This window comes from Novipirellula galeiformis, assembly GCF_007860095.1.
In the GTDB taxonomy this organism is placed as follows: Bacteria; Planctomycetota; Planctomycetia; order Pirellulales; family Pirellulaceae; genus Novipirellula; species Novipirellula galeiformis.
Genome location: NZ_SJPT01000001.1, coordinates 1,076,462 through 1,102,010, shown reverse-complemented (window position 1 = coordinate 1,102,010; position 25,549 = coordinate 1,076,462). Strand labels below are relative to the sequence as shown.

Below are 25,549 nucleotides of genomic sequence, written 5' to 3'. Positions count from 1 at the left end.
CGCTCCGAAACGCCCACACCGCTAAACACCGCAACCGAGAGTGCACGCCCTAGCGGTCCGAAACGTCACGATTCTTCACTAAGCCGAGCAGCGTGATCCAACCAAAGATCCAAAGCAGACCGCCAATCGGCGTGACCGCCCCGAACTTGGGCACGTTGAACACCACCAGCAAATAAAGGCTGCCGCTGAAGAAAACGATCCCTAGCAAGAACAGCCATGACGCCACGCGGCGAATGCGATCCGCCCCAAACGGGACCGCCGCGAGCGACAGCAGGACGACCGCATGCACGAGATGGTATCGCGCGCCCACATCGAATTGGTCGCTTCGTTTCGCGATCGTTTCGGCGTCTAAGCCACGCGACTCCAAGAAACCGGCAAGCCCATGAGCCCCGAAGGCCCCGATCAATACTCCCAGCGCGCCACAAATAGCAGCCGCCACAAGAATCCGTTTTTGAAGCGAGTTTTTGTTCACGACTCGAGCAACTTGTTCACCGCTTTGATCAAGCGGTCCATCGGAAACGGCTTGCGGATGTAGTCGCTCACGCCGAGCAATTCCGCGTACGCCTTGTGTCGACTTCCCTCATTGCCGGTAATCATGATCACGGGCAAAGGCACGTCGCGAATTCGCCGCAACTTTTCCAGCACGAGAAAGCCACTCCGCTTTGGCATCATCATGTCCAAGATCATCAAATCCGGGTTCTCCCGCTCGGCCAAGGCAAGCCCCTGGTTACCATCGCGAGCGACCACGACCTCGTGGCCCTCTCCCTCAAGCGCATAGCGAACCGATTCGACGATTTCATGGTCGTCATCCACAATCAAAATTCGCTTCCCTCCGGCCGGCGCCTTGGTGGACGATTGAGCCTCCGTTGCGGGCACGGCTTCTTGCGGGATATCGTCGTCGCTGCGGCTGTCTTCGCGGGTCATCGTTTCTCGTTCAGGCAAAGCGTAATCAAGCGAAAAATCGGTCGCTAAAGGGAGAGCGGGGACGCATCAGCATAGCGTACCTGAGGACGAAGAAACACGTCGGGTCGCTGAAAGGGTGGGCAAAATCAATTTTGTCGGCGGGGCGGCAGTGCGTTAGCAATGCCTTCAATCCAAAGCAGAGACTTCAATCGCAATCGAAGCCTTCCCTAAATCGAGCATCAAAAACCACCCGAAAGTGGCTCATTCTCGAGCTCAAACAAGGCTGATCCGACTATTTTAATTCGAAGAAAACTGAGTGGGCGAGGTTGCCCAAGAATCTTTGGAACGGCCATTGGAGCGTGACACTACATTATTCATGATCCATTCGTTGACGTCCGCGAGTGCGACCGTATTCATCTCGTCATCATCACGATATTGACGGATTTCTAATTGAGCGTGAATCATCATCGCGCTACGCATATCTTGGTCAAGCTCCGCAGCGTCAAAATCGGAGCTTTCGGTCGCCCATTGCCACAGCATCGGTAACCGCCGCGAGCGCACCTCGGACAAATTCGCCAACGATCGACATCCGCGGGGCATCCGCGCGCCGAGCGAAACCACTCCCGCAAATCGCGCCGGATCACGCAGCGCAATCCGCATCGCCATCGCGCCACCGCTCTGGTATCCCGCCAGCACGATGCGTGACGGGTTGACCGAAAAACGCTCCACCGCCTGGTCGACCGCATGCAAGACATTCTCATAAGCGGTTTGGATCGCCCCCGGACGTGTCCGCCACTCGTAACAGTGCCCTGATGAATCGGTTGCACAACTCGCTCGCACTCCCACAGCAAGATAATTCCGCAGGCTGATGTGAGGCATCACTTGGGTGACTTGGTTCTCATTGAAGCCGTCACTGTGCAACCAAATCACGAGGGGATACTCGTAATTGGCTTCATAATGCAGTGGCAAAAAGAACGCGGTTTGTGCACCAACCCCCTTGGAGGGAGCGAACGGATTCTCAACCCCACTGAATTGATCCGACTCGGTCAACGCTTCGTGCCACGATGACGGGTGAAAGAGTCCACCGGTGTCGTTTCCCGAAGGTGCGTTTCCCGAAGGTGCGACCGAATCGTGTTGCGGAGGGTCGCCTGAATCTGGCGTTGGAGGTGTGTCGTGGGAGGTTTCTTTTGCTTGGGAAGATCCCCAAATTGCCGAAGAATGAAAACGACTCATAACCAACCGAATGTAAGAGGAAGGCCCACGCCCCACGTCATCCTGTGATCTCGCGACACGCACTAAAAATGCGTGCCAAACATCAACTTCACGGACAAGGCTACGGCGTCAGATGGATGCCATAAACCTACGCGCAATCGCTCGTAGGTGTCAACGCTGAAGCACATCCCTGAGCCAAAGAACCTTCAAGTTCCGTCGCAACGCTAGCAAGCTCTGTTACGACGCTAGCAATTGATCCATCGTCGAAACCAAACCCTTCACGGCATCGACGCTATTCTGGAAATCGGCTTTTTCCGAATCGGTCAAATCGAGCTCGATAATTCGCTCGACTCCGCCACTTCCCATCACGACGGGAACACCGACGTAGTATCCGCCCACTCCGTACTGAGCATCGCACATGGCCGCTACAGGAATCACGCGTTTCTTGTCGCGAACGACCGCTTCGACCATTTGGGTACAAGCTGCTGCGGGGGCGTAGTAGGCGCTGCCGGTCTTCAACAACGAGACAATTTCGGCTCCGCCTTTGCGTGTTCGCTCGACAATTTCGTCGAGTCGAGCACGGTCGATCAACTGGGTCACAGGAATCCCACCGACGCTGGTGCAACTTGGGATTGGCACCATGGTGTCGCCGTGGCCGCCCATCAACAGGGCGCTGATGTCTTCCACGCTGACGCCCAATTCCATGGCCAAAAAGGTTCGGTAGCGAGCGGTATCCAAGACTCCGGCTTGACCACAAACTTTTGCGGAATCGAACCCGGTGACTTTCCACATTTGTTGAACCATCGCGTCCAACGGATTGCTCACGACGATCACCACGGCGTTGGGGCTGGTCGCCTTAATCTGCTCGCCAACCGAGGTGATGATCTTTGCGTTGGTACCGAGCAAATCGTCGCGGCTCATGCCCGGTTTCCGCGGGATTCCGGCGGTGACGACGATCACGTCGCTATCCGCTGCGTCATCATAGCTGGTCGTTCCGACGATATTCGAATCGAAGCCCATGATGGGGGACGCTTGCATCAAGTCAAGCGCTTTTCCGCGTGGCATGTCCTCGGTCTGAGGAATATCCAACAACACGATATCTCCCAACTCGGCCGCAGCACACCAATGAGCACAGGTGGCTCCGACGTTTCCGGCTCCAATGACGGTAATTTTGGCTCGGCGCATTTGTTTTCGCTCGCTGGGAAGAAAGGGAAGGGGGCTCAGAAGAGGTGGGTCATGTTTCCCACCCCGATGATTTTGTAAGGCGTTATCCTCTCGCAAGCGGGCTGCGGGTCAAGTAGAGGATCCCTAGATTTCTGAGCCTCGGTTTCTGGCCCACCGGGCTGCCCCTTCCTGAGGGCGAAAATTTTAGTCGAATGTCGATTCCGTTGCCTACTCGGGCAACCGGAGCTCTTCGGCCTCGCGTTGTTTTCGCTGCTGCTGCACCACGCGATCGCCACGACGGATGCGATGGCTCCAAACCAACATCGCCAACATCCCCATCCCGACTGCGACCGCGGCAATCTTGCCGAAGATTTTCACACCGGCCGGGTCGGCACTGGTCGGCTCGCGATTGATCATATCGGCACCGATCAACAACGGCCCGAATTGATCGCCGCCACCGAATCGCTCCATGTAGGCAGTCGGATAACTCCACAGGCGAAAGAAAAATGCATCCACCGAAACCGGCACGGTGATGTCTACGACAATCGAGTCCGCCTTTCCCAACGCGTCAAGCTTCGCCTGTAAAAATCCCGGAAGCGTCTTGAACACAAGCGAAATCGGAAAGCGGTTTTGAAAAACAGGACCGCCGTCGGCGGCATCCCCACTTGAATCAATCTTGACCTTGACGTCGCCGAGATCTCCCATCGCATCGATTTGGTAATAATGGTCCGCACCGAGCTGGTTCACGCGTGACGGCTCAGTCACCGAAATCCGCGTGATCTGAACCACCTCAACATCCATGCGGATCCATTCGCCCGTGAATTGCGTGGGGTTCTTTAACAATTCGATCGGCTCGACCGCTGCGGGGGCCACGCGATCCGCCGACGGCGTTTGCGAGATCCGCTCCGCGGCCGAGAGCATCTGATAAAACAGTTCGGTATCGTCACTCGAAAGCGGTTGACGATTGCGGGACGCCACTCCAGGAAGCTGCCCCAGACCCACGCCCAATTCCGTCAGCAATTTCCAGCCCACCCGCTGCGGATTCTCCGGAAACCACTGCAGCGGCAATGCGGCGATCGCCACCACGGCGTTGCCTTGATCACCACTGGATTCCCTTGTTTCGATGACGACTCCCAGTCCGCTCACACGGTCTCCGATCGCGGTGTCCGGCGGTAGCCCCGAAGTGACGACTTCGACACTGCGAACCTCCGTCGAATCGGCAACATCAAGGGTGACACGTTCCAGCGTGCGCAATCCTAAAAACTCGATCAATCGATCCGGAACGGCAAGCGATTGGACCTTGCCCACACGCCCTTCGACGAGCACGACGCGACCTAAACGGATATCGGATCCGTGGAGACCGCCAGCGCCATCGCCTGGGATTGAACCCTGCAAAGATTCCCGGCTCAATCGATTCAATCGGTAGACCAACTTTGCCAACTCACCAATCGATTCCTCCTCGTTCGCGGGGTAGAGTTTCTCGATACGCGGCGCATCAAATCCAGCTAATTGCAACAGATCCACCTCCGCGTTCAACGGCGCTGCGGAACACATCATCACGACGCACCCCAACCACCGGCGAACTGCCAATGTCATCAATTCCCTCACCTGAAAACCGTCTTGTGTCATCTGTTTTCTCTTGATTCATCACGCACGGATTGAGCGTCATGCTCGCCGTTTGATTGCCCGATCTGCTCCAAAAAATCGCTCGGATCCTTCCGCTTGGTATTGCGAATCTGGCGACTCCGTTTTGCCGACACCGTCGTTCTCCACATCACCGCGCCAGCCAACCCCACTCCGATCAGCACGGCGATCACAACCATGGTCCAAACCTGGCTCGAGACGCCCTCGGGGGCAACGAGATCGGTCGTTCCCGGAGTCGAACCGGAATCGATCGCCGCAGGCGCCATCACAACGCGACCGACAATGACCGGTGCTAAATCCGCTCCCTTGCCGGATCGATACGCAAGCCGCTTTAGAAATCGCCCTTGGATCAATAACGGGGGCCCATTGTCAATCAAATTCGTTGCGGAGATTAAACTTGCGATTGAGGCAGGGACCTCACCGACGACCGCCAGTAACGGACGATCGGCGCCATCAAGGGGACGCAGCCACAAATGCCAATAATCAACAATTTCGAACTCGTTGGAGGTGGCTGCATGCTTTTCGACGCGGGCAACCTTGCCCGAAAACGCGACCATTTTATCCAAATAAACTTCGGGCTGTTGAAGTAACGGCAGTACGCCGACTTGAGGTACGCTCGGTGGCGCAGCGGCCGAGCGTTGCTCCACGCCCGCATCGCGAGCCTGATCCAAGTAGCGGTACAACGCGTCGCGATCCTTGGATTGCCAAACCGCCGATTTCGCAACGCGTTGGGCCGCTGCGACATCCAACGCCGCAATCAACGCATCCATCCGCTCCCAATCTTGCTGCTGAACCTCACCTCGGGAATCGAAGCCTCGGGAATCGAAACTCGCTGGATCCGAAGCGATTTGCTCGATTAAAGCACGCCATGCCTGCAGACGCTGCGAAGACCGATTGCCCTCAGCCCCTTGCTCCGATCCCTCCGTCTCCGGCAGCCTAAGATCCGCTAACGGAACCGTCCAACCGGTTTCAAGCACCGTGAATTGAGGAATCGCTTGTTGGCGTCGTATCCGCAATAGAGAAGCCAGCCAGAGTTGTTGCTCGCTCTCAGGGATGATCGCCGCAATCACGCTCGCATCGGACAACATTTCCGGAGCGACCTCGTCCGTTGCTGCCGAAACATCCGCTGCTGAAATGGCCGACGCCGGCACCGCCATCTTCGCCTCGCCCGGCCTCTCATCGCCCGGCCCCCCATCGCCCGAACGGTTTGCGGCCGTGCGGCGGTCTGGGCGTGTGGCATCCACCGGAACCTGATCCTGAACAACCCGCCCCTGGTTCGGCACCGCACCAAAGAAGGGCTCATACAGACGTGGGCTCGCCGCTTGACGCATGACCACCAAGACCAAGGCTAACCCCATGCCGAGGCGGATCAAACGGCGGTAATCTTGCACCGTTTCACCGCGAGGTTTGGGGCGATTATAAAGGCTATCTTCGTTAAATTGAGATGGGATTTTCATCGGATCTGTCCGGGAATCGCAGGTCGTGCTTGAAGGCGCGACTCGGGGACCTTAATCTAGGGTTGGGGGAACTTTGGCGTACAATCGCAGATGTCGCCGGTAACCATTAGATAGAATAGCGTTTTTAGCCGCGGATCGCGCAATTTCCTTCGCCTCGACTTCTCGCAGCGGCAGCAAACCTCTAATTCCACCAGCTCATGGTCGCCATGCTCGTTTTCTATTCGCGGAATCGCTTATTCCTGAATTCACTTCGCCGTGGAGGCGGTCGTCTAACGATCGTGGCGATGTTGTTATCCCTGGGGCTATCGAGCCTGTTTTCCTCGCAGGCGTTCGCCCAGGGAGAGCCCGCCGAAGACTTTCTGAAACGTTTACGCGCAGCCGGGTACTTTGATACCGCATTGGCTTACCTGGATCGTCTCGACCAATACCCCGGCGTGGACCCGTCGCTCAAGGATGCGGTCGCGTTGGAAAAAGCGCAAACCTATATCGAAGCTGGCGTGAATGCCCGCAGTGCGACCGATCGGGACCAGTTTTTCGTGGACGCGGAATCCGCGATCGCTGAATTTCTAAAGAACGATTCACACCCTCGAGTTCCCGAAGCGCGACTGCAACTCGGCAAACTGCAATTGGTGCGTGCCAACACCTTGATGATGCTGAACCCCGATGACGCCAAAAAAACAGCGGCGCGTGAATCGTACATCAGTGCTGCGAAAACGTTCGACGCGATCATCGAAAATCTGCGTGGCAAGCTGAAGGAGATGCAGGGCGAAAAGATCAATGCAGACGAGAACCCCAAGCTCGCCGAACAGCGTTCTCAATACCGTGCGGATTTCCTGGAAGCCAAACTGAACGCCGGAGATGCACGCCGACTCGCTGCAACCACCTATGCCGACCCCGGCAAAGAAGGCAAAACGCTGCTCGAGGAAGCGATCGTCCACTTCAAGGATCTCGCGGACAATTATGACGGCTACGTGACCGGGGCGATCGCGATCCTGCACCTGGGGCAAACTCAAAAAATGCTCGGCCAAACCGAGGCGGCACTGGATAGTTTCCTGCGGATGCTCGAACAACCCGATGCCGACCCGCTACGTGAAAGTCGCTTTATCGCGACCAGTGGTCTGACCCAAATCTGGCTGGAAAAATCGCCGCCCGAATACGCTCCGGCAATCGAACGAGGCCAAGGGTTGGTTGATTCCCTGCGGCCCAACGAGCGCCGCACGCCTGCGGCACTGCAGCTCAAATTGGACCTTGCCAAAGCCTACCTTGCCAAAACGAAAGACACCAAGGATCAGAAGAAACCGGACCTCAAACGAGCCGAGACGTCCGGGCGTCAACTGTTGATCGAAATCGAAAAATTCCCTGGCGAGCACGCCGAAGAATCGGCCAAACTGCTTGCCGAGCTAGGCATCGACACGTCGTCGCCGGCCGAGTTGCCCAAAGCCGAGGACCCTGAAAATCTCGAAGAAGCCTTCGCGTCGGCTCGTGAATTGTTTCAGCTCGGTGAGGAACTTCGCCAAGCGTTCACCTTGCTCGCGGAACAAAAAAGCGACGATCCCGACCGCAAAAAACAACTCGAGGATCTGGAAAAACAATTAAACGACACTCGCTATCTCGCCATCGAAACGCTGCGTCGCGGGGTCACGATGATCGGACGCGGGGCAGACCACGAAACACTCAACCAAGCAAAACACTTTTATGCGGTGTTGCTCTACCAAGTGGGCCACTATCGCGATGCCGCGGTGGTTGGGGGCTCCTTGGCACGCACGGCGCCGGGCACCGATGTCGGACTCAAAGGCGGGCTGGTCGCGTTGAGCTCACTGCAAAAATTGCTCGCGGAGGTCCCCCAAGATCAGAATGTGAATCTAGTTTCCCAGCTGACTGCGGTTGGCGATTTCTTAACCAAGACATGGCCGGATGATCCTCAAGCCGCCGCCGCGCAGGGCATCCTGATTCGCTTGGCGCTGCAAAAAGATGAATGGGATCAAGCCAAAACGCTGGTCGCTAAGATGCCCGCCGGCCCCGAGCGAGCGAGTTTCGAGCGGCTGATGGGACAATTGCTTTGGAACCAATCCATTCTCGCTCGACAGGCCAAGAACGACGATTTGGCCAATCAATTGCTAGGGGATTCTCAAGCCGAATTGACCAAAGGCTTAGCCGGAATCACCGCCGGTTTGATCGAAGCCGAGGGTTTGCACGCCGCGTTAGTGTTGGCGAAAGTCTATTTGCGACAAGGGGACGATGCCAAAGCCCTCGCCACGCTCGACCACGAAACGTATGGCCCGGTCAAACTGATCGCCAAGGTTGACGAAAAAGACGAAGCGTTTCGTGGCGACATCTTCGCGACCGAGTTGACCACGATCGTGCAACGCATGACAAGCGATGGCAGCGACCCCGATGCGCTGCTCAAACGAGCTACCGGTGCCATGGACAAACTTCGCAAAAGCTATAGCGGCGAAGAGGGACAAAAACGACTGACGTCCATCTACATCTCCATGGCACAAAGTCTGAAAGAGGAACTAAAGACAGCTCCCGATGCGAAGAAAGAAAAGTTGATCGATGCGTTCCGTATCTTCTTAAGCCAGATTGCCGAAACAAGCAAAGATCCGGCAACCTTGCAGTGGATCGTACAAACGCTGGTTCAACTCGGTGAGGCCGCGATGTCTCCGACGGATGGGAAAGCCAGCGGCCGCGCCAAGGAATTACTCGAAACGTCGGTAACAACCTACCAGCAACTCGTCGCCCAAAATCCCGATGTCTCGCTGGCGGTTCAGTTCCAACTCGCCCGCGCCCATCGGTTGCTCGGCCAATACAAAGATTCACTCGACGTGCTCGAAAAAATCTTGCTGGAAAAACCAACCATGCTGGACGCTCAAGTCGAAGCGGCCACCGCCTATGAAAAATGGGCAGGGGACCTTCCTGATAAATTTGCACCGCGTGCTTACCAAACCGCGCTCAACGGAGGCCGTCCAGGCCCGAACAAACAAAACACGATTTGGGGTTGGGGCAAGATCAGCAAGCTGACCAATGGCAAAGAGCAATTCAGCGAAATTTTCTATGACGCTCGCTATCACATTGCCTTGTCTCGATTCCTCTGGGGGCGTCGTGCGAAAGACAACTCGATCATGAAGCGAGCCGAAACCGACATTACCCAAGTCGAAGGCATTTACCCCGAACTCGGTGGCAAAGAACAACGAGCGAAGTTCGATTCGCTGCTGCGTCAAATCCAAAAAGAGATTGGCGTCACGGTGACCGGGCTAAGCCCCTTGGCACCGGCCAGCTAAGTCGCGTCGGCGAGGGTGTGATCACGACCGTTCGTAGCGTGAACCGCCCACTCGCCGCATTAAAAAACATTCACTGCGTTAGCCCACATCGAAAAAAAAACTCGCGAGGCTTCGCACCTCACCGCTACCCAAACCGCACTCGCTAATCCCCAAAACAGCGAATCCTTTTCAGCATCAAACTCACTGAGTGAACATGAAATACTTCAACGTCGTGCTACCGCTGGCCATGATGGCGGGACTGACCCTGGTAACCAATACGGCTCAGGCACAAAACGATCGGATCTACCCCGCGACCGGGTCTCCTGTGATTGGTTCGGTATCGCAAACCAGTCCGCAAGGGATCCAGGCAAAGGTTGGCGGCAATCCCCAGAATTTTGTTGCTGGCGAGATCGTCAAAGTCCTGTTCGCCGGAGATCCGCCGGCATTGACCAAAGGACGCGAGTTCGCCCTTGATGGCCAATACGACCAAGCGCTGCAAGAGCTCAAAACCGTCAACGTTGACGATCTGCCACGCGACGTGATCAAAGCCGACGCGTTGTTCTACACGGCGTATTCGATGAGCCAATTGGCGATCGCGGGCAAGGGAAACAAACAAGCGGCCAAACAAACCATGCTCGGCTTTGCATCGAAGCACCGTGACTCGTGGCACTTTTTTGAAGCCGCCAAAGTGCTCGGCGACCTTGCCCTCGCGCTGGATGACAAAGAGGGCGCGCTGAAGTTCTATGGCTCCCTCCGCCAAGCTCCCACCACAACGGCCAAGATCGAGCAGGTCTATTTGACCGGGATGGTTCACTTGCACGGAGGCGATGCCGAGGCCGCCAGCACCGAGTTCGACAAGGTGATCGGGTTGAAAGTGGACTCCGTCGAAGCGGCCCGATTGCAATCACTCTCCAAAGCAGGCAAGGCGTCCGCGCTGGCAATCCAAAACAAGGCCGACGATGGGTTGACCTTGGTTTCCACGTTGATCAGCGAGATGAATCCTACGGATGTGGAGATGGCCGCTCGAATCTACAACGCTCAAGGGGCCATCTATGAAGCCAAAGGGGACAACGAAGGGGCCATCATGGCTTACCTTCACACGCACCTGTTGTTTTCGGGTCAAAGCGACGCCCACGCTGTTGCCTTGTCAAAACTAATCGAGCTTTGGCCGAAAGTCGGCAAACCCGAACGAGGAGCCGAAGCCCGCCAAGAACTGCAACAACGTTATCCTGGATTCGGGAAGTAGAATTGGGAAGTAATCGGGGGCTCCGTTTATTGAAGGGGCACCATTCCCGTTTTTCCCAGCAAACCATAACCCGAAGCGTTAGCGAGGGACCGGGGCAAGAGTGACATTCCCTCGCTGACGCTTCGGGTTATGAAAAGACGCCACTTTAGAATCTCCGCCCGGCGGCCCCACATTCGTGATCGCAGCGTGGGTGCAACGTCGGCCGAAATCGCAACGCGGCTCCAGTAAAAAGACCACAAACTTGATCCCTCAAAACGCTTCGCAACGTGTCCCACCGACCTTTTCGGAGTCGTTGCAAGCGGAACACAATCCCCCCTTTCTAAAACGTTTCAGTCCCTAGGGAGGGTGCGAGGGTACTTTTGGTCGACTATTCTATTCAAATGCTAGAACTCCCTCTCGGACGTCGAATTGCGAACCGAAGCGAGAGAGTGAAACCTTCGAAATCTAAACTAAACGCTTTCGTTTCTTATCATAGAGAGTCTCGTTGATGTTCCCTGCCTGCGGTTCCCGTCTACTTCCAGCCCGTTTCCAAACGTTTGGCATGCCCACGTTTCGTTGCCTGTGTCTCGCGATCCTGGGATCGTTTTTTCTTGTTGCAAACGCAACGGCACAAGATGACGCTGCGGCGGAATTCGGCGACCCCGCCCCGGCCGCTGCCGCCCCGGCGGACGCTCCAGCGGACGGCCCCGCTGCTGCAGCGGATGATGGTGCCGCCGAGGATGCCACCCAGGGTGCTGCAAAAAAATCGAGCGACCAGAACTTGTTGGCGTGGACGATTGAATCACTCGGACTTAGCTACTCGTTTGTATTCCTGGTCCTTTCGATCACCCTCGTCTCGCTCTTTGTGATGAATGTCTTGGCAGCTCGTCGTGACACACTCTGTCCGCATGAATTAGTCGAAGGCTTTGAAGAGAAATTAAACGAGAAACAATTCCAAGAAGCCTATGACATGGCCAAAGCCGACGAGTCGGTTCTTGGCCAAGTCCTGTCCGCTGGACTGGCTCGCCTGTCGCGTGGTTACAACAAGGCGCTCGAGGGGATGCAGGAAGTCGGCGAAGAGGAAAGCATGAAGCTCGAGCACCGGCTCAGTTACATGGCATTGATCGGTAACCTCAGCCCGATGATCGGTTTGTTTGGTACGGTTCATGGGATGATCGAATCGTTCCAAGTCATCGCACTCGGCGGTGCCTCACCGAAACCCGCTGATTTGGCAGCCGGTATTTCGACGGCACTCTTCACCACCTTGATCGGTTTGGCGATCGCGATTCCCGCCATCGCAGCCTACAACATTTTGCGTAACCGCGTCTCACGCATGCTGCTTGAAATCGGCGTGACAAGTGAAAACTTGATGAGCCGTTTTGAGGACGTTCAACCTCAAGGGACCAAGAATTAAATGCGTGTCAAATCGAAAAAACCCGACTTGGCCGAAGGCGACCTGACGCCGATGATCGACATGACGTTCCAGTTGATCGCGTTCTTTATGGTATTGATCAACTTTGCCCAAACCGAAGCGAACGATCGCGTCGTGTTGCCTAATAGCCAATTAGTGAAGCCCCCCGAAGTCCCGCTCGAGTTCCCCATCATCTTGCACGTGGCAATGGATGGTGAAATCGTGCTCGGTGGAGACGACTACACGGTGGAAACGCTACGAGTCGGTTTGCTTCGCGAATTGACCGTGATCGAATCGGAAGGCAAAACGGCAGAGGATGCCAATGTGGTCATCCGCGCTCACAAGGACACCGCAGCCGGTGATGTCCAAGAAGTCATCCGCGTCGCCCAGGAACAAAAGCTCGTCAACTTTGCGCTGCGAGTGAAGGAGGACAACCGATGAAAATCCGCAACCAAGGTGAAAACGAGAAGAACGAACTCAACATGACGAGCATGATTGACATCGTCTTTCTGCTGTTGGTGTTCTTCGTGATGACTTTCAAAGTGGTGGAAATGGAAGGTGACTTCAGCGTCCGGATGCCGCTGGGTGACAGCCAAGGTGTGGCGGATCCTACCGACCTCGGATTGAAACTGCGTTTGCGAGCCGATTCCGAAGGACGACTGGCATCGATGGCGCTCAATGACTCGGACTTGGGTACCGATTATGACGAATTGCGAGCGAGAATTATTTCGCAAATCGGCTCGACCACTCCCGGCGAAGAGGACGAAGGGCCCGAGCTGGAAATTGATACCGATTACAACTTACGCTACGAAAACGTGATCAAGTCCATCACCGCGGTGAGCGGCTACAAAGACGGCAACGAAGTTGTCAAACTGATCGAAAAGATTAAGTTTGCCAAACCACGGCGATAGCGGCATGTCGATGGAGTCCGCCGCGGTGCGTGAGCGACCGGACTTGGCACCTTGACCGGTGCCTGATGGCCCACGGCTTACCGAGGTGCGTCAATCCATCGACGAAATCAACAGCCTGCTAGACCCGATCCATTAAAAGCGGTATCGAATGATCTTACTGCTGGACAACTACGACTCCTTTGTCCACAACCTCGCTCGCTACTTTCGTCGACTCGGACGCGAAACTCGCGTGATCCGTAGTGATGAAATCGACGCCCCCGGATGTCGGGCCCTCGATCCCGAAGCCATTGTGATCTCCCCCGGACCGAAGCATCCCGGCGAGGCAGGATGCTCGGTGCAGGTGATTCGAGAATTGTCAGCGCAAATACCGATGCTCGGCGTTTGCCTTGGCCATCAATCGATCGGCGTCGCCTTCGGCGGCCTCGTGGTACGTTGCAGCCCGGAGCACGGCATCCAATCGCCAATCACGCATCATGGCCACGGGATCTTCGAAAATTGTGCGTTGCCGATGAAGGTCGGACGTTATCATTCACTGGCGATTGATCGAGCTACGTTCCCCAGCGAATTGGAGATCACCGCCCAAACCGACGACGGGGTGATCATGGGGATTCAACACCGCACCTTGCCCCTGTTCGGTGTCCAATTTCATCCTGAATCCATCTTAACCGACCAAGGCAATCGCTTGATTGAGAATTTTTTCACGATCGCATCCAAACGACGCCAGGAACTTGTTCTGTGATCTTGGAATCGATCGTGACCACGATGAATCAAGAGGGGCGAGTCAACATCGCGCCGATGGGGCCTCTTGTCTCGGAAACTCTCGCTCATTCCAACCCGGAAGACGAGACAATGGTACTGCGTCCCTTCCATTCCTCGCGGACGTTTCAGAACCTCATGCAAACCCGGCGCGCGGTCGTGCATGTGACCGACGACGTGGATTTGTTCGCACGCGCAGCGGTGGGCCAACTCGGCGACCAGGACACGCTGCGGCAATGGGTTCAACCGATCGAGAACGAACGCTATTGGGTACTACACGATTGCCACCGCTGGTTCGCCGTCGACGTGGAATCGATCGACGATCATCCCCCACGTGCGGACATGACCTGCCGAGTAATCAAGTCGGGTATCGTGCGTCCCTTTTTCGGATTCAATCGTGCCAAGTATGCCGTGATTGAGGCCGCGATTCTGGCGACTCGAACACACCTTTTACCTCGTCAAGAAGTCGAATCGGAGCTACGTCATCTGCAAACCCTGGTCGACAAAACCGGGGGCGCAGCGGAGGAAGCCGCATTCCAATTTTTAACGCAGGCGATTGCGGAGCAATACGCAAGCCCTCACCCCGGCGGTTCGGTGTAGCGACGAATCCGAGCGGTAGGTCAACGCTCTCGTTTTGCCCGCCGTGGAAGGGATGCCTTCATGCTGGTATTGTGAGCACATGACAATCCAGCAGGTGCGCGTGACCACGGGATCACGACTTCATTTCGGTTTATTGGATACGGCGAAGCCCTTTGGGGGAGTCGGCGTGATGATCGATGATCCCATCACAGAAGTGATTGTACGCCGCGCGGACCGATTCTCAGGCTCGCAGATTGCCGCCGACCGCGTGCTTGCGATTGCCCAACGTTATCGCCATCAATTCAAACTCTCCGCGTTGCCGGCTTGCCAGATCGAAATCACGCGTCGCCCCGCCGCCCACACCGGCCTGGGCACGGGGACCCAGCTTGCGATGGCGGTGGCCGAGGCGATCTGTCGGCTCTTGAATCCGCCCCTTTCTGATGAAACGATCGCCTTTCGCATCGCCAATCGCGGTCGCCGGTCTGCGGTCGGAATCCATGGTTATCTGCGTGGGGGACTCATCTACGAAGACACCGACCACACCTCTGAACTCAATCCCATCCAACAACGTTTAGAAATCCCCAAACCATGGTGCGTCGCCATCCTGCGACCGGTCGGTGAAACCTCAACGATCAGCGGCGAGGTGGAAGTCAACCAATTCGCCAAGCTGCGGCCGACCACCGCCGAGCAACGCGCGAGGTTTCGCAAGCAGATCACCGAGGACATGTTTCCCGCGATCCAACGCGGTGACTTTGATGCGTTTAGCGACGTCGTGCACCAATACAATCGCGACAGCGGGCGGTTATTCGAATCGGTCCAACAAGGCCCCTACAATGGCCACGCCGTGACATCGCTCGTCGATACGCTACGCCGCAATGGCGTCAAAGGGGTAGGGCAGAGCAGTTGGGGGCCCTCGGTTTTCGCCTGGTTCGCGACCCGTGGTCAAGCACAAGCGTTTGTTGCCAACACCTTCGATCCGGCGGAGGTGCATGCCCTGTTCACGCACGCCCAAAACACTCCTCGACAAATCGAGTTGCGTTGAACGTACGTCAGCGAAGGGATGACTGCATCGTTCCACGCAACGGCATCGCCATCCTAAGATCAGCGGTGTACTCCGTCGCAGGCGTCGCTTGAACCGCGTTGGCGGTCCCAGACAACGTCGTCAAATCAACCGCTTGAGACGCGTTTTGCGGCATCGTGAACAGCTGAGGATCTCCGCTTAGCAATTGGTTCACGGCATACGTCCCAATACTGATCTTCATCCCCAGCGGCGGCCCCATCGTGGGCGTCAAATGCAATTCCACTTGATGCGGCAGTGCCGATTGGTGCTCGGGATAGTAGCGATGATTCGTCGCCGTGCTCTGCGCGATCAAACGACCATCGGGGGAATACAAAAACTGGTTCGTTACGTATCCCGCAGCGGCTTCGAGAAAATAGACGCGTTGATACAACCCATCGGGCATCTGCACCACACTACGAATCTCTAACTTACCATCGGCGCGTTTCAGCGGACCTGCGACCACCGTGGAGGGATCGAGCTGCACCAAGCCAAGCGCGTCCATGATCCAGGTCGGATCAACGGGCAAAATGGCTCGCTGTAATTGCTGACGATACTTTTCGTGCTCCGCGTAGTAGAGCGTCTTGGACATCCCTTCGGGGACTTCGAACCAAAACACGTCCTCGTTGCTGCCTAAATCCATGCCCGCCCCCAGCACGATTGGCAAACTAGCGCGCAACCGAAAACGGCGTTCTCGCTGCAGACTCAAGGTCGCACTCAGCTTTGGAATGTTGGGCATCGTCAACACCTCGACCGTAGCGGTGTTGGTCGACAATTGCTGAATCGAAGAGGTCCGGTTCATGACCGTCGCCAGCTCCTCGACGCTGGGGGTTTCGTTCAACGCGACCGGCGGAGGCGGAAAGGGCATCGGGGGCTCACGGCGCGCGCACGACGCGCCGCCTGAGACGAAACAAATCATCAACGTTCCGATCCACAGCCATGTTCGCATCCGTGCTTTTCTCCTGGGATCGTTAAACGGTTGAAGGTTCGTCGTCGGCGCTTACCACATCCGCTTCGCAATACAGCAAATCATTTAACTCGTCCCGCAACGGATCGGCTTCGGCACGCGTAATTTCACACGGCATCACATCGATCGTCGAAGAATCGGCGAGCACTTCCAATCGCATCATGCCCTCGGAGAGCGAGTCGTCGGGCGTGCCTTCCCAGGGACGCACGAGACGCTTTCGCATCAACATGATCGCCAGTAGATAACGCGTCTTGGCCTTGTCCGGAAAACTACTCATTTGGCGCAACAGATCGATCAAGACTTCCGGCGGAGCAAGCACCAGCTTCTTTTCCGAAGCGCTAGGCATGCGGCATTTCCACCACCCAATGGCTTCCTCGGGCGGACCTTTCCAACTTTCCGCAGAAAAATCTCGACGGACGTAATCATCCCCCGATTCCATCACCACGGAATAGTACCACTCGCCTTCGCGCAAAGGACGATGCAGCGCATGACAATTCCGCGTACATCGGCTGACGTGGTATTCGCCTAACATAGCTGCCAAAAAACGTAAGAAATTCGAGTAAATCGGTTCGTGCATTCGAACCGTAACACAATTCCATCCTAACTTGAAAGACAGAATGTCGAGCCCAATTCGACAGCAGAACTCGCAACCCGCAAGGCAATTGCCTGCGTCCATGGTTTGCTAGCTTGGAGTTTTAGTTGACCGCCATCGACAAGGGGGGGGGACAAATTCACTCCGCATTCTTAATGCCGCTTCGACTGAGTCATCCTCGCAAACGTCAACGACAATCAAGTTCCTTGGGGTTTACGATCCTCAGGGTTTACAAAGAAGGCCGTTAGCTCGCGTTGAACGTCAATCGAGCGTTGGACGAGCGAGTTTGATTTGCCGGGCGTCAACGTTGCGACCGTCGTCGGAGCAGGCAGCAGTCCAGGCCCAGCATTGCAACGACTTAGACGCGTGACGAACGGTGGTCCCGTTCTCGGCAACGTGACGTACGCGAATCGAACTTCGCTATCGCTGCGGTCCGGCCTAGAACATTGCTGCGACCGGGTTTACCCGGCGCTAAAGAATCGCGAGGTGCCCCCGCCGGGACCGATCAATATCCGCACCCGCTTTGCACAACGAGGACAATGCCCGACATAGGCGGAACGCTCGGCATTTTGATAGATCCGGCCGTAGATTTGACAGCACAGAAAGGTGATCCCCAGAAAAGGACGCTTCCGTCTCTGCCCAGCCCGAGCGAAAGAGGACTCGCCTTCGTTTCTTGCCGGATCAGGGTCGCTTGAGGCGTCAAACTGGGGTGTCGACATCAAATTGCAAAACCGCGAAGGATAGAAATCACTCAGAACTCGACTCTTCCGCACGGTGGATCGCTTCGAGGGCGAGTTTCAATTGCTGCCTCGCCCGGCTCAAGCGGCTGCGCACCGTCCCGATCGAGATCTCAAGGATCTCGGCAATCGCTTCATAGGATCGCTCCTCCATCTCTCGCAAGACCAGAATCGAACGATGCTCGTCGGTCAACCGCTGCATCGCAGTCCGCACCATCGCAATCCGCTCTTGTTGAAGCATTGGCTCGTCTACCGCGAGCGAGTGGTCGACCACCTCTAGCCCGTTTTGCTCTCGAAATTGGTCCAACGAGATACGGGCACGCTTTTTGCGCCGACGGGACAATGCGCTGTTAAAGGCGATCCGGTATAGCCAAGTAAAGAATTGGCTGTTTCGCTGAAACGTATCGAGCTTCACAAAGGCCCGGATAAAGGCTTCTTGGACGACTTCTTCCGCTTCATCAGGCGAACCGGTGACCTGCATCATCGACGCGAACAAACGGTCCTGGTTGACTTCCACCAACCGGGAAAACGCAGCACGATCGCCCTGGAGTGCTCGGTCAATCAGTTCAGGCTCTTCGCCCACGCCGCCAACTTTCGTGAAAATCGTGTAGTGCAGTGCATTGTCTTAGCTGCGGTCACTTGGGCTGCAAAATCGCATCCAAATCGCAACGACCGTTCAAAGCACCCGGGCAGGAGTCGGGCCGCAAAATAAGCCGCATGGCATTAGCCACCGTTAATTTGCCGCGGTTCATTAGCCGCGGATCTCGCTACCATCGGGGCTCCCCCCATCGGCTTAGGGGGACGATACCGCATCATTCCTGCATAGGGCTTAGCCCCCCAGTTTATCATCCCGAACGAAAAAACCACGACAAACCGAGCGAATTCGCCCCAAACTCACCACCGCGCCCCCGCGCAACCGTTCTAGAGGGGCCAAATACAAACACGCTCGGGGCGTCATCGGCCGGTTTGAACAGGCTCTCCCGACCAAGGATCTCCCCAAGCACCGTTGCCCCGCCCGATTTCGGTTCGGTGCCCGAGGATTGCAGCATCAATTCGCAGCGGCGATTTCACGCTGCGCCCCCTAGGCTATGATGTTCAACGCCGTTGGCGCAAAAACCCCATCCTGCGCAAAGCTGGTTTACTCAAACCCCATACGTTTTAGCCCCACGATCCGGTGGAACCCGACGGCGTTTAATTCAACTCGCCTTGGCCGTGGCCGCCCAGCAAATGCCGCTGCAGGTAGGTCGCCCGTTGGACGTTGCGATCGGAGGATCCGAGCACGCGACCGTGCAGTTTTTGAAGATGGGCCGGTTGCGTGTGAATGAACAACTTGTTGATCGTGGCGAGAGCGACGTCCCCGATCAAGCCGAGATTCACGCCCATCCGCACCTTCGACAGATAATGCATCGTTTCTTCACTGCTGATCTTTTTCGCGGTGCTTAAGATCCCCATCGCTCGGCTGACATCATCGTGCAGGTCTTGCTGATTTTGTTCGATCAAAAACGCGCGGGCCTTCCGCTCGTATTGAATGATCTGTGGCACCACTTCGTCACCGACCAAAGCCAACAAGGATTGTTCGCTATGCCCCAGCGTGACTTGGTTGCTGACCTGATAGAAGTCACCAGAGTACTGTGAGCCTTCGCCGTAGAGGCCGCGTACGGTGACGTTGATTCGCTGCATGCTGCGAAACACTTTTTCGATCTGGCGGGTGATCACAAGTGCAGGCAGATGCAACATCACACTGACCCGCAATCCCGTTCCGACATTGGTGGGACAGGCGGTTAAGTACCCATACTTTTCATGAAACGCATATAGAATCGAACCTTCGAGTTTGTCGTCCAACGCATCGATTCGGGCCCACGCCGTTTGCAAATCGAGGCCGCTTTGCATGACTTGGATACGCAAATGATCCTCTTCGTTGATCATCACGCTGTACTGTTCGCCGGGATCGATTGCGACGGCGCGCGAGCCATCGGCCTCGGCAATCTCGCGGCTGATCAATTGCCGTTCGACCAGGAATTGGCGATCGACTTCGGCAAGTTCTTCGATATCGATGTAACGAATCTCTTTCCAATCTTCCATCGCTTCCATGCGAGCGCGAACGGAGCGTTCGATGTTGTCGCGGTCCTCATCCGTACAACGACGGATGAAGGGAAAATCGGCAAGGTTCCGCGCCAAGCGAATGCGGCTGCTAATGACGATATCGGATTCAGGCCCCGTGCCACGAAGCCACTCTCCTGAACTTTTCGCCAAGCTTGTAAAGTCCGTCTCTTGATTCACGACTGATTCTCACCTTCACGTGAACTGAGGTCCTCGTCAGCGGACGCCGGGTCGTCTGCTGCGGGTCGGCTCAACTCACGTTCCATTCGTTTTAGTTCATCACGGATTTCCGATGCGCGCTCGTAATTCTCGAGCTCCACCGCCTCTTCCATCTCACGCCGCAGCTGGATCATTTCCGCTTGAGAATCTGCCGATGCGGCTAACCGCCGAGGCCGTTTGCCGACATGCTCAATCGCATCGTGAATATTGGTCAGCAGGGGGATCAAATCGGTCTCAAAAAAGCTGTAATCGTAAGGGCAACCAAGTCGCCCGGTGTTGCGAAACTCGAAAAAACTAATTCCACACACCGGACACTCTTTTTGGTCCAGTTCGGCTAATTCTTTCTTGGATTGTCCCAGCTGTAGCTGCTTGGCGAGCGCATTGGTGACCGATGCCACCGGGCTATCGGACTCTTTTTGTAAAAAGCCGCGTGCGTGTTCCTCACAAAGATGCATAATTTTGGGACCCGCAGGTTCCGTCAGCTCGGTGATATGGAACGTCGCGGGTTTTTCACAATACTGGCATTTCATCGTGTCATTCCTAGCTGCCGCGACTGCCGCTAAAGTGTGTGTTTTCCAATGGATCGGACGTCAAAGGGATTCTATCGCCGCCCCCTTCGGTGTCAACGTAACGACCTCACCCGTCGGGTGTGCTGGCGAGCGTATTTGCATCCCTACGGAAGCCTGAACCCACCAACGCCCCCCCTAGAGAAATTGTCGATCGCGATGTTAACCCCTCAATCAGCCGACTTCGATGCGCTCTCGATCCAACATGACTTTGTTCCGGTGTATCGGCGTTTATTGAGCGACTCGTTAACTCCCGTTACTGCGTTTCGACTTTTAGACGATGGCAGCCCCGCTTGTCTGTTTGAAAGCGTGATTGGTGGCGAGAAAGTTGGCCGCTACAGTTTCCTCGCCTCCGGGCCGATCAAACGATTCGCAGCCCACGGCAACACCGTCACGATTTCCGATCAACTCAGCGGTAAAACCGAACAGTTACAGTCCGCCGACCCGCTCGAAACATTCCGCTCGCACGTCAAGTACCGTGTTGCGGATGTCCCCGGTTTACCGCCGTTCGTTGGCGGTGCGATCGGCTACGCCGGCTACGACGTGGTTCGCTATGTCGAAAAGCTGCCCAATGCGCCGCTCGATGATCGCGATCTACCCGATCTAGATTTCGCCTTCTATCACACCCTATGTGTCTTTGATCACGTCGACAAAACAATCACGGTCGTCTCGCTAGCTGATTGCCGCGACGTCGGTGACCAAGCGCAATCCCAGGCCGCGTTCGCACAAGCGGCAGAGCAGATTGACCAAACGATCGCGAAGCTCTCTCAGCCGACCGCGCATACGCCAGACGAATTGACGACCGACAAACCGTCGCCACCCTTGAACATCGAATCCAATTTCACGCGTGAATCATTTGGGCAAGCGGTACTCGATTGTGTGGAATACATTCGAGCTGGCGATATTTTCCAGGTCGTCCCCAGCCAACGGTTGAGCGTCAAAACGGACGTCGATCCGTTCGAGATTTATCGCTCACTGCGAGTGGTCAATCCCAGCCCGTTCATGTTCTATGTCCGTACATCCGATTGCATCCTGGTTGGGTGTTCGCCCGAAATCATGTGCCGAGTCGCTGACAATGTCGTCACCGTCCGCCCATTAGCGGGAACTCGACCTCGCGGCAAAACAGAAAAAGAGGACAAGGCTCTCGAAAAAGAATTGCTCGCCGATCCCAAAGAAATTGCCGAGCATGTGATGCTGGTCGACCTGGGACGCAACGATGTCGGCCGCGTGGCCCAATTTGGTACGGTGGAATTGACCGAAGTGATGGTCGTCGAACGTTATTCGCACGTGATGCACATCAGCAGCGAAGTGCAAGGCAAACTTCGCGAAGGACTCGATGCCTTTGACGCATTGAAGGCGGTCTTGCCCGCGGGCACCGTTTCCGGTGCACCGAAAGTTCGCGCAATGGAAGTCATCGATTCGATCGAACCGCATCGCCGAGGCCCTTACGGCGGCGCGGTGGGCTACATTGATTACCGCGGCAACATGGATACCTGTATCGCATTGCGAACGATGGTCGCCAAAGACGGAGTCGTCTACGTCCAAGCCGGCTGCGGCGTCGTGGCCGACAGCGACCCGAACGCGGAATACGAGGAAACCATGAACAAGGCGCGAGCGTTAATCTCGGCAATCGAAATCACGGTGGCCCGCGTCGGTTCCTAAGCTGGCCGCGACACGCTTCCCCCGCGGATCGATTACCTCGCCCTCACACCGGAGACTACTGACTTAGTCGCAATGCACTGCCTAGATAAATCGCAAAACCAGCCCACCCTCGCTCTGGGTGGACGCAATGCAGCTAAGCCAGCAGTCTCCAACGTTGGGGAGCTTATTGACAAGCGAAGCGAGCCCGAAGCGAGCCCTCTCTGGGGCGGCCCTGCCTGAGAAGTTATCCAGGATGGTCGCCCGAGGAAAAGCTCGAAACGGCCCCACCTCTAACGCAACTTCTTCTCGAATGCTCCTCGCAGTTTGCCGAGATAGACATCCGCTTCGCCGACTTCGCTCATCACTTTCTGACTCATCTCTTCGATCGACTTATCTGCACTGGCAAGCAGTGAACGCGCTTCGCTTTGCTGTGACGTCAGCCATTCGCGAAGTGCCAAGGTTTGCTCTAAATGGGCTTGGTCCACTTTCTCTTGCAGCTTTTGCTTGGATGCCACCAATTGATCATTGACCGCGTCTTGGGTCGCACGCCGAAACACTTGGCCAAGATTGGTATGCATCTGCAACGCGAGGTCCTCCCATTGGCCTTTGAAGTTGGCATCAATCTCGATCCGATCGACTGCATCTAAACTCGATTGAAGCGATTGAACGCCCGCCGAGTTGGCATACTTTGAGTCGACGGCCAACGTCATCTGCAACCCGGTTTGCTTACTGACAAAACGACCTTCGACGGTGTCGCCTTCGCTGCGAAGTTGCACCCACAACTCGTGTTGACCGCCGCTAATCTTGATCCCCGCTTCACGGGGGCTGCCCAAGCGGAGTGTTTTGGCTTCCATCTGAGGCCAATGGAGTGTCAACAGATCCACATCGGCTCCACGACGGCGATCCCGAGCGTACTCAACACGCACCACTTCAGGCCCATCCAATTGGAACTTCGCCAGAGTCGGCTCTTGCAACATTTCCGGCGTTGGCGTCAAGTTTTCGACGATGCCTTTGAGCGAATAGACTTCGCCGTTGGCACGCATCACGCCGCTGAGTTCGCAGCGACGAACCAAAACTTGTGCTAAGCGGTCCGATCCCCAGAGATCAAAGTCTTCACCGCGAATCCGCTCGCCCTCGGGCGCCACCACAGTGTAGTTGGCAATCGTGCGTCCCCCATCGAGGTAACCGCGAATTTGGTCGATCTGCTTTTGCACTGCAAACTTCAACATGTCGATGCCAAAGTCATCTCCGTTCTGCAAGTCACCCGGAATGAACTTTGCGACCTTTTGCATATCGATCTGTTTGGCTTCATCAAGCGATGCCAAATCCGTCTGCACTTGTTCTGGCAACGAATCGATTGCTTGCCGCACCGCCATCAACTCGTTTCGCGCTTGCCGAGCCTGTTCCAGCGTGCGTTGCAATTGCGGCCAATCTCGCAGCGGATTATCGATCCCACGCGCTTCGTCACGAATGGTGCGAATTTGTTTCTCTAAGTCGCGAGCTCGCACGACTAACGTTTCGTACTCGGTCTCCCATCGCTCACGGATTTGCCGACTGCGGCGGACGGTTTCCAGATTCTCGGCCAACATTGTAGCCTCGTCGCCCAGCGAATCGGTGGTCGCGGCAATCATCCGTGTCAAAAACGAAGGCTCATCCGAGGGCGAGGGTGCGGCATCCTCTTGCTCTTCCGGCAAATGCCCCGACGTTTCGCGCTCGCCACCAATCTGCAAACCGGTAATCCTGCCATCGCGGGCAACCCAACGACGATGCAAGAAGGCGTCTCCATCGAGCACCAACTCGATCGTTTCGGCACTAAACGCATCTTTCATGTCCTTGCCGCTACGAGGATCCGCAACGTGAAAATCGGTATACGTGACCCGGGGCGGGAACAACCCCACTTGGGCGCTGCCGATTTCAACCTTGGCGCCGGTGGCGGTTTGGATCCCTTTGCTCGTTACGTAGCTAGCGACGGGACCGAGTCCCCAACGCAGCAACATGATGATGGCAACCACGATGACCATGCGGGTCAGTACAAAACTCCAGCGAATCATGCTGCATCCTTTTGCTGAGAGGTGCGCAATTGACGAAGCAAGTAACGGAGCGCCTCGTCCATCGGCTGCTGATCGGTCGATTCCTCGTCTAAGTCAGCCGAGGACATTGTTGATATTGGATCACCCGACTCGACATGGTCTTTCATTCGAATCACATCGATTCGCGTCTCGACCGTGACATTGGGTGACGTCGCTTCACGGGATTCCGACATCTCCGAGTCGTGATGCGACTCATCGATCCGAAGGGCCGTCGACAACGCCGCATCGGCAACCGATGTCTCCCCTGGTGATAACTGCTCGGCGCGACGTGGTTTTGTGACCGCAGGATGAAGGGGGTCGACAAGCACCACGGCGTCCTCTTCGGCATTGAGAGCTTCGTCGGAAACCAAGTCACGTCGATGCCCCTCGGCCAACTCGTCTTCCTGGGGCTTGAAGAATCGAAAGACGGGGTAAGTGATCAGAAAAATCGGCAGCAAGGCCGCAACTCCGATCACAAAACTTCCCATCACCACGGTGTTGTTCAGGTCAGTCCACGGCGCCAAAGGCAACTTCCAGAAACTGGCCATCTTGGGACCGAGCGTCGGATGCGTCAGAATATAGCTGCCAACATCATGCGAATACGGATCGAGCTTGGTCGCCGCGAAGGTCGTCCCGATCGTGGTCAATGCCGCCATCGAGTGGTTGATCTTCAGCGACAACAAAACGATCAGCACCAACAGCGCTAACACGTTTCCGTGCGGAATGATCCCTAACAATGCACCGATCGCAACCGCCCCAGCAAGCTGGTGCGGATATTTGCGTCCTGCAATGGCATGACGAATGTTGCTCAATATTTTGATGGACCAGATGATCATCGCGGTGCGCCTCCATGCGCACGGTAGTGGCTTCCCTGGGACTCCATTTGTTTAGAAGTATCGGCAACCAAGCACCCGAACATTCACTACAGACGGTAAATTTCCCCAAGTCCTTTTATTCTTTCTGAACGGAACTCGAGCAGATAGGTAAACAGGGAGGTTTAGTGACCGTCTCTACCCGAGTAAATAAACCGATTTCCCTAAAAACCACTCGGTTTTGACCAGACGTGTCACTCCGATCGC

Annotated in this window: 22 protein-coding genes; 9 read left to right on the top strand and 13 right to left on the bottom strand. The window is 56.0% G+C overall.

All coding sequences use genetic code 11. The features are described 5' to 3' along the window. Positions 1-49: 49 nt before the first annotated feature. The 6 genes from Pla52o_RS03970 to Pla52o_RS03945 all read right to left on the bottom strand — a co-directional run bounded on the left by Pla52o_RS03970 (position 50) and on the right by Pla52o_RS03945 (position 6,380). Positions 50-472 (bottom strand): DUF423 domain-containing protein, encoded by a 423-nt coding sequence (locus Pla52o_RS03970; RefSeq protein ID WP_146593245.1) that lies wholly within the window; start codon positions 470-472, stop codon positions 50-52. Continuing rightward, entirely contained in the window at positions 469-924 is a 456-nt protein-coding gene (locus Pla52o_RS03965; protein WP_146593244.1) for a response regulator transcription factor, read from the bottom strand. The genes Pla52o_RS03970 and Pla52o_RS03965 overlap by 4 nt, the downstream gene beginning before the upstream one ends. 276 nt (positions 925-1,200) lie before the next feature. Next, positions 1,201-2,136 (bottom strand): alpha/beta hydrolase, encoded by a 936-nt coding sequence (locus Pla52o_RS03960; RefSeq protein WP_146593243.1) that lies wholly within the window; start codon positions 2,134-2,136, stop codon positions 1,201-1,203. A 216-nt stretch (positions 2,137-2,352) separates the two neighbouring features. Beyond that, a complete protein-coding gene (gene mdh, locus Pla52o_RS03955) occupies positions 2,353-3,300 on the bottom strand; it encodes a malate dehydrogenase (RefSeq protein ID WP_146593242.1) in 948 nt (315 codons plus the stop codon). A gap of 207 nt (positions 3,301-3,507) precedes the next feature. Further along, positions 3,508-4,875: a hypothetical protein gene (locus tag Pla52o_RS03950; RefSeq protein ID WP_146593241.1), complete on the bottom strand. Its 1,368-nt coding sequence runs from the start codon at positions 4,873-4,875 to the stop codon at positions 3,508-3,510. Between the two features lie 29 nt (positions 4,876-4,904). Next, entirely contained in the window at positions 4,905-6,380 is a 1,476-nt protein-coding gene (locus Pla52o_RS03945) for a hypothetical protein (protein WP_146593240.1), read from the bottom strand. 197 nt (positions 6,381-6,577) lie between these two features. Here Pla52o_RS03945 and Pla52o_RS03940 point away from each other — a divergent pair, with 197 nt between their 5' ends. The 8 genes from Pla52o_RS03940 (at position 6,578) to Pla52o_RS03905 (ending at position 15,564) form a co-directional block, all read left to right on the top strand. After that, a complete protein-coding gene (locus tag Pla52o_RS03940) occupies positions 6,578-9,661 on the top strand; it encodes a hypothetical protein (protein ID WP_146593239.1) in 3,084 nt (1,027 codons plus the stop codon). Positions 9,662-9,854: 193 nt separating this feature from the next. Then, positions 9,855-10,886, top strand: a complete 1,032-nt coding sequence (locus tag Pla52o_RS03935; RefSeq protein WP_146593238.1) for a tetratricopeptide repeat protein — start codon at positions 9,855-9,857, stop codon at positions 10,884-10,886. Between the two features lie 541 nt (positions 10,887-11,427). Next, positions 11,428-12,279 (top strand): MotA/TolQ/ExbB proton channel family protein, encoded by an 852-nt coding sequence (locus Pla52o_RS03930; RefSeq protein ID WP_231612062.1) that lies wholly within the window; start codon positions 11,428-11,430, stop codon positions 12,277-12,279. Then, the gene (locus Pla52o_RS03925) at positions 12,280-12,717 is read left to right on the top strand and encodes an ExbD/TolR family protein (protein WP_146593237.1); all 438 of its coding nucleotides are present in this window, start codon (positions 12,280-12,282) and stop codon (positions 12,715-12,717) included. Continuing rightward, the gene (locus Pla52o_RS03920) at positions 12,714-13,187 is read left to right on the top strand and encodes an ExbD/TolR family protein (RefSeq protein WP_146593236.1); all 474 of its coding nucleotides are present in this window, start codon (positions 12,714-12,716) and stop codon (positions 13,185-13,187) included. The genes Pla52o_RS03925 and Pla52o_RS03920 overlap by 4 nt, the downstream gene beginning before the upstream one ends. Before the next feature lie 148 nt (positions 13,188-13,335). Next, a complete protein-coding gene (locus Pla52o_RS03915; protein ID WP_146593235.1) occupies positions 13,336-13,926 on the top strand; it encodes an anthranilate synthase component II in 591 nt (196 codons plus the stop codon). Then, positions 13,923-14,543, top strand: a complete 621-nt coding sequence (locus tag Pla52o_RS03910) for a DUF447 domain-containing protein (RefSeq protein WP_146593234.1) — start codon at positions 13,923-13,925, stop codon at positions 14,541-14,543. Before Pla52o_RS03915 ends, Pla52o_RS03910 begins: the two co-directional genes overlap by 4 nt. A 79-nt stretch (positions 14,544-14,622) precedes the next feature. After that, entirely contained in the window at positions 14,623-15,564 is a 942-nt protein-coding gene (locus Pla52o_RS03905) for a GHMP family kinase ATP-binding protein (RefSeq protein WP_197168979.1), read from the top strand. A gap of 7 nt (positions 15,565-15,571) precedes the next feature. On the opposite strand, the gene Pla52o_RS03900 is transcribed toward Pla52o_RS03905, so the two are convergent. From Pla52o_RS03900 to Pla52o_RS03875, 5 genes are all read right to left on the bottom strand, one after another. Then, a complete protein-coding gene (locus tag Pla52o_RS03900) occupies positions 15,572-16,528 on the bottom strand; it encodes a hypothetical protein (protein ID WP_146593232.1) in 957 nt (318 codons plus the stop codon). 22 nt (positions 16,529-16,550) lie between these two features. Next, complete coding sequence (locus Pla52o_RS03895) at positions 16,551-17,078, bottom strand: hypothetical protein (RefSeq protein ID WP_146593548.1); 528 nt, start codon at positions 17,076-17,078, stop codon at positions 16,551-16,553. Between the two features lie 807 nt (positions 17,079-17,885). Beyond that, the gene (locus Pla52o_RS03885) at positions 17,886-18,458 is read right to left on the bottom strand and encodes an RNA polymerase sigma factor (protein WP_146593230.1); all 573 of its coding nucleotides are present in this window, start codon (positions 18,456-18,458) and stop codon (positions 17,886-17,888) included. Positions 18,459-19,066: 608 nt separating this feature from the next. Further along, positions 19,067-20,155, bottom strand: coding sequence for a protein arginine kinase (locus Pla52o_RS03880; protein WP_146593229.1), 1,089 nt, complete (start codon positions 20,153-20,155; stop codon positions 19,067-19,069). After that, positions 20,152-20,724 (bottom strand): UvrB/UvrC motif-containing protein, encoded by a 573-nt coding sequence (locus Pla52o_RS03875; protein WP_146593228.1) that lies wholly within the window; start codon positions 20,722-20,724, stop codon positions 20,152-20,154. Before Pla52o_RS03875 ends, Pla52o_RS03880 begins: the two co-directional genes overlap by 4 nt. A gap of 195 nt (positions 20,725-20,919) precedes the next feature. On the opposite strand from Pla52o_RS03875, the gene trpE reads away from it, so the two are divergent. Further along, a complete protein-coding gene (gene trpE, locus Pla52o_RS03870; RefSeq protein ID WP_146593227.1) occupies positions 20,920-22,422 on the top strand; it encodes an anthranilate synthase component I in 1,503 nt (500 codons plus the stop codon). 269 nt (positions 22,423-22,691) lie between these two features. On the opposite strand, the gene Pla52o_RS03865 is transcribed toward trpE, so the two are convergent. Next, positions 22,692-24,452 carry a TIGR03545 family protein gene (locus Pla52o_RS03865; protein WP_146593226.1) on the bottom strand — a complete coding sequence of 587 codons (1,761 nt, stop codon included), beginning with the start codon at positions 24,450-24,452 and terminating at the stop codon, positions 22,692-22,694. Then, the gene (locus Pla52o_RS03860; protein WP_146593225.1) at positions 24,449-25,306 is read right to left on the bottom strand and encodes a TIGR03546 family protein; all 858 of its coding nucleotides are present in this window, start codon (positions 25,304-25,306) and stop codon (positions 24,449-24,451) included. Before Pla52o_RS03860 ends, Pla52o_RS03865 begins: the two co-directional genes overlap by 4 nt. Positions 25,307-25,549: the final 243 nt, after the last annotated feature.

Coding starts and splice junctions, on each gene's coding strand:
- Pla52o_RS03900 (WP_146593232.1), bottom strand. CDS start 16,528: ATGCGAACATGGCTGTGGATCGGAACGTTGATGATTTGTTTCGTCTCA.
- Pla52o_RS03925 (WP_146593237.1), top strand. CDS start 12,280: ATGCGTGTCAAATCGAAAAAACCCGACTTGGCCGAAGGCGACCTGACG.
- Pla52o_RS03905 (WP_197168979.1), top strand. CDS start 14,623: ATGACAATCCAGCAGGTGCGCGTGACCACGGGATCACGACTTCATTTC.
- Pla52o_RS03930 (WP_231612062.1), top strand. CDS start 11,428: ATGCCCACGTTTCGTTGCCTGTGTCTCGCGATCCTGGGATCGTTTTTT.
- Pla52o_RS03950 (WP_146593241.1), bottom strand. CDS start 4,875: ATGACATTGGCAGTTCGCCGGTGGTTGGGGTGCGTCGTGATGATGTGT.
- Pla52o_RS03920 (WP_146593236.1), top strand. CDS start 12,714: ATGAAAATCCGCAACCAAGGTGAAAACGAGAAGAACGAACTCAACATG.
- Pla52o_RS03875 (WP_146593228.1), bottom strand. CDS start 20,724: ATGAAATGCCAGTATTGTGAAAAACCCGCGACGTTCCATATCACCGAG.
- Pla52o_RS03865 (WP_146593226.1), bottom strand. CDS start 24,452: ATGATTCGCTGGAGTTTTGTACTGACCCGCATGGTCATCGTGGTTGCC.
- Pla52o_RS03965 (WP_146593244.1), bottom strand. CDS start 924: ATGACCCGCGAAGACAGCCGCAGCGACGACGATATCCCGCAAGAAGCC.
- Pla52o_RS03960 (WP_146593243.1), bottom strand. CDS start 2,136: ATGAGTCGTTTTCATTCTTCGGCAATTTGGGGATCTTCCCAAGCAAAA.
- Pla52o_RS03935 (WP_146593238.1), top strand. CDS start 9,855: ATGAAATACTTCAACGTCGTGCTACCGCTGGCCATGATGGCGGGACTG.
- mdh (WP_146593242.1), bottom strand. CDS start 3,300: ATGCGCCGAGCCAAAATTACCGTCATTGGAGCCGGAAACGTCGGAGCC.
- Pla52o_RS03915 (WP_146593235.1), top strand. CDS start 13,336: ATGATCTTACTGCTGGACAACTACGACTCCTTTGTCCACAACCTCGCT.
- Pla52o_RS03940 (WP_146593239.1), top strand. CDS start 6,578: ATGGTCGCCATGCTCGTTTTCTATTCGCGGAATCGCTTATTCCTGAAT.
- Pla52o_RS03860 (WP_146593225.1), bottom strand. CDS start 25,306: ATGATCATCTGGTCCATCAAAATATTGAGCAACATTCGTCATGCCATT.
- trpE (WP_146593227.1), top strand. CDS start 20,920: ATGTTAACCCCTCAATCAGCCGACTTCGATGCGCTCTCGATCCAACAT.
- Pla52o_RS03945 (WP_146593240.1), bottom strand. CDS start 6,380: ATGAAAATCCCATCTCAATTTAACGAAGATAGCCTTTATAATCGCCCC.
- Pla52o_RS03895 (WP_146593548.1), bottom strand. CDS start 17,078: ATGTTAGGCGAATACCACGTCAGCCGATGTACGCGGAATTGTCATGCG.